We start from the raw sequence: 6,676 nt of genomic DNA, 5'->3' as shown, positions 1-6,676 counted from the left end.
AATTCATCCTGTTTATACCAATTCCACTAATTAGATGATCTATTTAGGCGCAGGAAAAATGGATGAAAGCAAGGCATTGATTGCAGTAACTAGTTGTTCTAATTGCAAAATCAATAACGAAGCTAGCATTCATTTTAACAAGCATAAATGAATAGATAATTAATGGATTTGGTATTATAACTAATTTATTTCGCAAAATCGCGTGTATACCGCTAGTCATATGGCTAGCGTGTCTACCGCCTTGAACAAGTAACGCTTACGATACGCCATATTGTTTTTGTTTTTGTTTTTGTTTAACTGTTTCGGCCGGTTTGCTTTTTCAGTCCAAAAAAAGTTGTGGTATTTTGATAAGCAAATGGGGAATTCCCCTAAAGCTAAATATCTATCTGACTGATTTATAGGTTTTATATTTTCACTTTGCTTTTTAATGTGATTGCATTTTTCTAATTATTCGTGGTGCGCTCACAAATTCATTTTAAGTTTTGTATGCGGAATCAACTAGGGAACCGTAGCCGTCACAAGATCTATATAGTAAATAATATTGCCATAGCTAACTCGGAGGAACAGCGATAGCTTTGAACTGTTTGCACAGTTAGGATTTTTTTTCTGAAGCTGTCACATACTTAAGCTGACAGTTGTTTTCCTTATCTTCTGTTCGTAATTGAATAATTGTAAAGATATTAATACAGATAAGAACCGACTCCAGCAACATCCCCCCAATGGAGCCAACCACAATATTGTTTGCCAACCAACAAATAGCACCAAGCAGAAAGGCATAGCGCATCTGAATACCTTTGAGCATAAATAACGCATAAGTCCCAATCGATGTGCCTATCACAGGTAAAAAATCTAAGTAAGTTTCTGCCATATAAGTGCCACTAGCACAGCTAAGAGCAATGAAAAAGATGGCAAACTTTATGGAGTTGATTTTAATCGACAACACTGTTCTAAAGGCTGATAACAGCGCGCTTAATGCGGCTGTTTCCGCTCCCAGTAAAATAAAGTGCAACATATGGTTTAGGTTGAATATGACCATTTGCAGCTTAAGGCGGCGATCATCTTTCTGATAAAAGGTTGAAATACCTAGAGCGAAGCTAAAGAATCCGAGAATTTGTGCGATGGATATTTCAAACATTACTAACTTCTCATAAAAAAGGCTGAAACTGAGTGAATATTAATATTGGGCGCCTGAATAGTAACAGCTGGTATAGCATATTCCTCTTTATTTTTTTAATTTTTCAATAAAATTTTCCACTCCTTTTTTAGTATAAGTATAAATAGCAGAGCCGTTTTTTTAACCAAGTTCGTTACTATTAATAACCATATCTATTTTGCCATTCCGTGTCGAGCGCAGTTTGCCAGCTCGGGTGAGGCTCTGAGATTGCTTTGAACAGTTTGGACTTTTTAGCCGTGCCCGTTATGTACTTAAGCTGTAAAATAGTAGGATCTCCCCATATGGCAAAATCGCCTTTCCTGGATTGTGCTTCCGGACTTAACATAAAATTGATTGCAACCAAGGCGCCTTCTCTGGCATTGGCATTCCAAGGAATTGATAAGAAATGAATATTTGTCAGGGCACCAGCCTTTAGAGCATAAAGCTCAGTGGAAGGACGTAATGATCCGTTTGCTTGCGCACTGTTCACTTCATTCGGATTAAAGGAGACAGCAAGATCTAATGCGCCATTATTAAGTAACTTAATCATTTGCGCATGGCTTTCCGGGAACTCTTTACCTTGGTGCCACGCCACATTATGAAATTCATCTAAATATGCCCACAAAGGCGCACTAATTTGCTGGAAAGTCTCTGCATCAACGGCTTGATAGAGCGGCTTACTATCCTCACTTAACTCAATCAGCGCAGCTTTCAGGAAACTGCTTCCATGAAACGACGGGGGTTTTGGATAACTTAATCTATTCGGCGTCATTTTAGCGTAGCTTAACATCTCGAAAAAACTACCGGGGGGCGTCTCAATTCTGTTCTTGTCATAGATAAATACAAGCTGGCCAATACCCCACGGTGCTTCTAACCCAAGTGTCGGCTCAGTAAAATCTATGTCGACAGGAAATGATTTATTGACGAATTTCCAGTTAGGAAGTTGTGTCGCAAAAGGTTTACCCAGTAACCGATATTGCTTCATCAATTTGAAGTTTTTACCGTTAATCCAAACCATATCCACGGGAATCGCACTTCTTGTTTTCGCCTTTTTTTCTGTGATTAAGGAGGTAATCAGGTTTTCAATATCATTAACTTTGACATGTTTTAAAGTCACATCATATTCTGCGTTAAGGCGTGTATTTACCCAACGTAAATAGTTATTGATCTTTAGGCTGCCGCCCCAAGCATGGAAATAGACAGTTTGACCTTTGGCTTTATGCTCGATCAGCTTCCAATTTAAATCTGTGTTTCGAAAAAATGCAGTGATCGCCAATAGACAGAACATTGCGATGATTTTTTTCATAAAAGTTCCTTTTTTGTGCTTAATTGAACGACTTTCAAACGGCACAGCACAGAGGCTAGTTCAAGATAAGTATAGTGGGAAGTGAGCATAACCGAGTGAACGTTTGCAATTATTTAAAGGAGGTAAACAAGCTTTGAGCTAATAGATAATAATGGTTAATAAGCGGCAGGTGGCAGTGCCGGGCGTTAATCTCCTATCTGACTAAATATATTTCTAAGGCGTAACAGGGGATTTTCGAGTTACTCTTGAGGCCTGTGACTATTAAATATCAATACGCCTGATAGGGGCATTGATATTGACTTGATTGTAAATAATGTCGATATTTCATCAGAGATGATAAAGTAGAATTACTTTATTTAATTCAACACCTTCTATTTACTTTTACTGTTTTAATTTGGTTTTTGAGCTGTGGATCGTAAAAATTAAAACTGATATTAATATCAAATGCATCGAGTGATTTTCAGAGTAAAATAAACCGCTATCTATTAGCTAGTCATATTTTAAATTAGCTGAATTGTTTTATCTTCACTTTCATTCTTATAACTTCGTTAAATATATAGAGAAAATTATGGAAATCAGTTTACTTCAATTAATATCAATCACCTTAGCTGTTAGTACTTTAGCTTTTATTTCGGGCGGTTATTTACTCAGTCGAGTGAAATTTTTACAACGTAGTGTGGAAGAGCAGGCAAGCTGTCAAATTGCAGAACTTCAAAAGTCACAGCAAGAGTTATCACAATTATTATCCGATAACATATCCGATAACATATCCGATTTAGTTAAAAATCAAAATACAGAATTTCAAAAGCTGCAATTCGCTAACTCTCAAATCATAGAACGAACGGAAAAACACTCTGCAGAAGCACAAGTACAGATGACAGATTTCGTTAAGAAACTGATGCTATCGGCAATCAAGAAACATAGCGAACTGCTATCGAGCAATGAGCAGCTAAAAGAAACCATTGAACAGCAAGCAAAAATATCACTAGATATGATAGGTAAAGTGAATGAGCAGATTGACTCCAGTATTAATCAAAGTAGTGATGCCTGTTTAGCTGAATTGCAAACATTAGCGTCTAGTAATAAACAAGCTCAAATTTCTACGCTAGAAGCCATTGAACAGCAAGCAAAATCAGCAACAGAGATGATGGTTAAAGTGAATGATCAGATTCATTTAAGTGTTAATCAAAACAGCGAGGCTTGTTCATCTGAATTCCAGGAGTTAGCATTTACTAACAAGCAGGCTCAGGTTTCTCAGGTAGAGGTAATCACAAATCTAGTACAAAGTTTAAGAGTTGATAACTTAGTTGAGTTGACCAATGACATATGTAAGAAAAATAACTTAACGATTGAAAATTCAGATTTTATTAAAAAATTGGGGGACTGTAAGGTCTTACAGATAGAAGATAAGCATTCCGGCCAATTGACACATATTAACTACGAAAACGGCATTAAAGTTAGTAGTAATACTTTTTCCGGAGATCGACTTAAATACAGAATGGATTATAGCCCCGAGGGAAAAATGTTGAAAGGGATTGAATTCAACAAAGATCAAACGATCAACTTTGAATACAAATATGATGAAGCCGGTGAAATTGGTCAAAAAACTGAGTACAAATACGACGCTAACGGTAATGAAGCAAATAAAATTGAAACTGTGTATTAAGGAATTAAAGAATGTATTTATCTGAGTTAAACATTGGCGAAAAAAAGAATTTTTTAGAATTAGCGTTTTATGCAATGGGTTTAAACGGAGAACACAAACAAGAAGAGCAGCAAATATTTAACTCGTTTATTAATGAGTGCGAGTTAAGTAGTTACGAACCTAAAAAACAGCAAAATATAGAAAGTGTTATAAAAGTAATAGCTAAATCAGCGAATAAAAACAAAAGAATCGTTTTAATTGAACTGTTCGGAATTATTCTCGCTGATAATGAGTTTTGTGATGCAGAAGAAGCATTTATAGAAAAACTTTCGCTGTCACTGAAATTTGATGACTATCAAGTAAAAAAAATTAAGCGATGGGTAGAGGCGATGAATGACATAGTTCAGGAAGGCTTCCAATTGATTAATAAGGATTAGATATGGGATGGTTTAGTAGCGCAAAGAATTGGGCTTCAAGCGTATGTCGCTCAGTAAAAGAAACGATAACTGAAACTGTTGATAATGTTAAATCAGCTTGTTCAAAAGCTTGGAATGGATTCACGGGTAAAACAACCTTTGATAAAGCCGAGAAGTTGTATAAAGAGATCACCGAAAAATACGATAAAGCCAAGCTCGATTACGAAAAAGCGGTTACTGATATTGGTGATGAAATTGAAACAAAAATTAGCAATATCAATCTGTTTAAATCTCAAATCTATGATGTTCATTTTAAAAGGTTTATCGCACTTGCAAATAGACTTCATAGTGTCACAGTAAAAGGTGAACCTCTTGAAGAGCTTTTTGCAAGATCGATTCTTGAAGTTAAAGTGCAAGATAAGATTGCGGATAAAAAGGATGTTTTCCAAATAGATTTCAATAAATTCAGCTTCACTAGAGCCGCATCATATATTCTTACACTTGGCTTTTGGTCAAGAAAAAAAGCAGCCGAGTCTTTAGAAAAAGTAAAGCAGCAGGAAGCGATGGTAAGTGAAGAGATAGCTAAAATGGAGTCACAGCAACGACAACTTAAAGTTATTGCCTCCTCTATCGATTCAGTGCTGGAATATTTCGATGTTTTAATTGCAAACTATGCATCGTTATTAGATCGATTTGAATATGGCATTCAAACGCAACGTGTTAAGCAGATGTCTTTATCAACAGATGTTTTTGCTCATAAAATGGATTTCCGTTTAATACCAATCGTGCATATAGAAGAGTTTCAGGCGCTATTTAACTTATCAATCGTGTTGAAACAGATGGCAACTCTTGGCTATCTCACAGAGAGTGGTGAATTAAATAGTGAAGATCAAGGCACTGTCAGTAAATTGTTCAATATGGCTAAAACATCCAGCCAAATTGCAGCATAAACAAGGAGTATTTTGTGTCTGATAATAATAAATATAAACAGCCGACAATAACCTGCGAAGATATTATAAAAAAGCTTGAAGGTGCATCGCCTCTTCAAGCGAGTAAAATATTAATTGATGTTGAGCTGCATGACCAGCGCAGCTCTTTAGATGTACTCAATTCAATCAATGCTGAATTTAAATCATCCTCGAAACTGTTAGAGCCAATCTTCTTCAATATTATTGATTCAGCTATCCATCACCCTAAACTTAGTAAATATTTTAAAGCAGATAAACATAACTTAACGCCAAGTAAAATTATCAGCGAATTAAAAGGTTTTAGTTACGATAACGATAACAGCGAAAGCAAATTGGCGAACGGTTATCAGCAATCCAATCAAGGGATTACACATCGCAGCAATAGACATAATTACTATGGCAGCAAAGACTCTTATAATAAAGCCAAGGAAAGAGGTGATGAAGCAAAAGATTATTACAACTTTCGTGACAAAAATAAAATGGATCAATACAGAGGAGAATTTGCTGAAAATTTCGATGAAACAAGAGGAAAAGTTGTTGTTGAAAAAACGCATGTGGACCATGTCATAGCTGGCAGTAAAATCCATGATTCACTAGCAAGCCTGCCTTTAAGCGATCAGCAGTTAAAAAACATTATTAATCGCGATAGCAATTACGCAATGATGGCTGGTGGTGATAACATCAGTAAAAGTAATAGCAAAACAGCGACTCAATATGCTAACGATATTGAAAATAAAGAGGGGAAAAAACCTTACACTAAAGAGCAGAAAAAAGATTTATTCATCAATGATGTTGAAGCGCTCTCTTCTGTGGCGCTGGAAGCTGGATTTGTAGCGGCAACCAATCAAATTAAATCAAAATCAGTCGGTGAGCTTATTCTTTTAGCACTTAAACCAATTTGGTTTGAGTTGACCGATATATTTAAAAATGGAATCGATTTCAACTTGCCTACCAGTGGAATTGCAGAGTCTGTAAGCTACCGTTTTAAGCGAGTTTATAAGTATATAAAAAGTAATATCTGGCCATTTTTAAAAGATTCATTAAAAACATTTTTCGATGACCTGTTAACAAATATTTTTACAGCAATAACCGGTTTAATTGTAAATCTGTTTTTCAGCGCGATAAAAGTCATAACGCGAGGAATAAAATCCATCATTGAAGCGATCAAGATTGCTTTAAGTAATGATC

General features: G+C 35.8%; 6 protein-coding genes. 4 read left to right on the top strand and 2 right to left on the bottom strand.

The annotated features are described in order from the left end of the window. Window positions 1-592: 592 nt before the first annotated feature. Complete coding sequence (locus tag AC4GME_RS11590; protein WP_490379426.1) at window positions 593-1,135, bottom strand: YgjV family protein; 543 nt, start codon at window positions 1,133-1,135, stop codon at window positions 593-595. A 178-nt stretch (window positions 1,136-1,313) separates the two neighbouring features. Beyond that, the gene (locus tag AC4GME_RS11585) at window positions 1,314-2,459 is read right to left on the bottom strand and encodes an ABC transporter substrate-binding protein (protein WP_490379425.1); all 1,146 of its coding nucleotides are present in this window, start codon (window positions 2,457-2,459) and stop codon (window positions 1,314-1,316) included. A gap of 568 nt (window positions 2,460-3,027) precedes the next feature. Between AC4GME_RS11585 and AC4GME_RS11580 the strand changes: the two genes are divergently transcribed. The 4 genes from AC4GME_RS11580 to AC4GME_RS11565 all read left to right on the top strand — a co-directional run. Continuing rightward, window positions 3,028-4,125: a hypothetical protein gene (locus tag AC4GME_RS11580; protein WP_490379424.1), complete on the top strand. Its 1,098-nt coding sequence runs from the start codon at window positions 3,028-3,030 to the stop codon at window positions 4,123-4,125. 11 nt (window positions 4,126-4,136) lie between these two features. Next, window positions 4,137-4,541: a TerB family tellurite resistance protein gene (locus AC4GME_RS11575; protein WP_490377114.1), complete on the top strand. Its 405-nt coding sequence runs from the start codon at window positions 4,137-4,139 to the stop codon at window positions 4,539-4,541. 2 nt (window positions 4,542-4,543) lie between these two features. Further along, on the top strand, window positions 4,544-5,470 hold the full coding sequence (locus AC4GME_RS11570; RefSeq protein ID WP_490377115.1) for a DNA repair protein: 927 nt from the start codon (window positions 4,544-4,546) through the stop codon (window positions 5,468-5,470). A gap of 14 nt (window positions 5,471-5,484) precedes the next feature. Beyond that, window positions 5,485-6,676: hypothetical protein (locus AC4GME_RS11565; protein WP_490379423.1), on the top strand; the 1,192-nt coding region annotated here is incomplete at its 3' end.

This window comes from Psychromonas sp., assembly GCF_983033635.1.
Note: the sequence above shows the minus strand (reverse complement) of the source record. Positions and strands in the feature narration are given on the sequence as shown.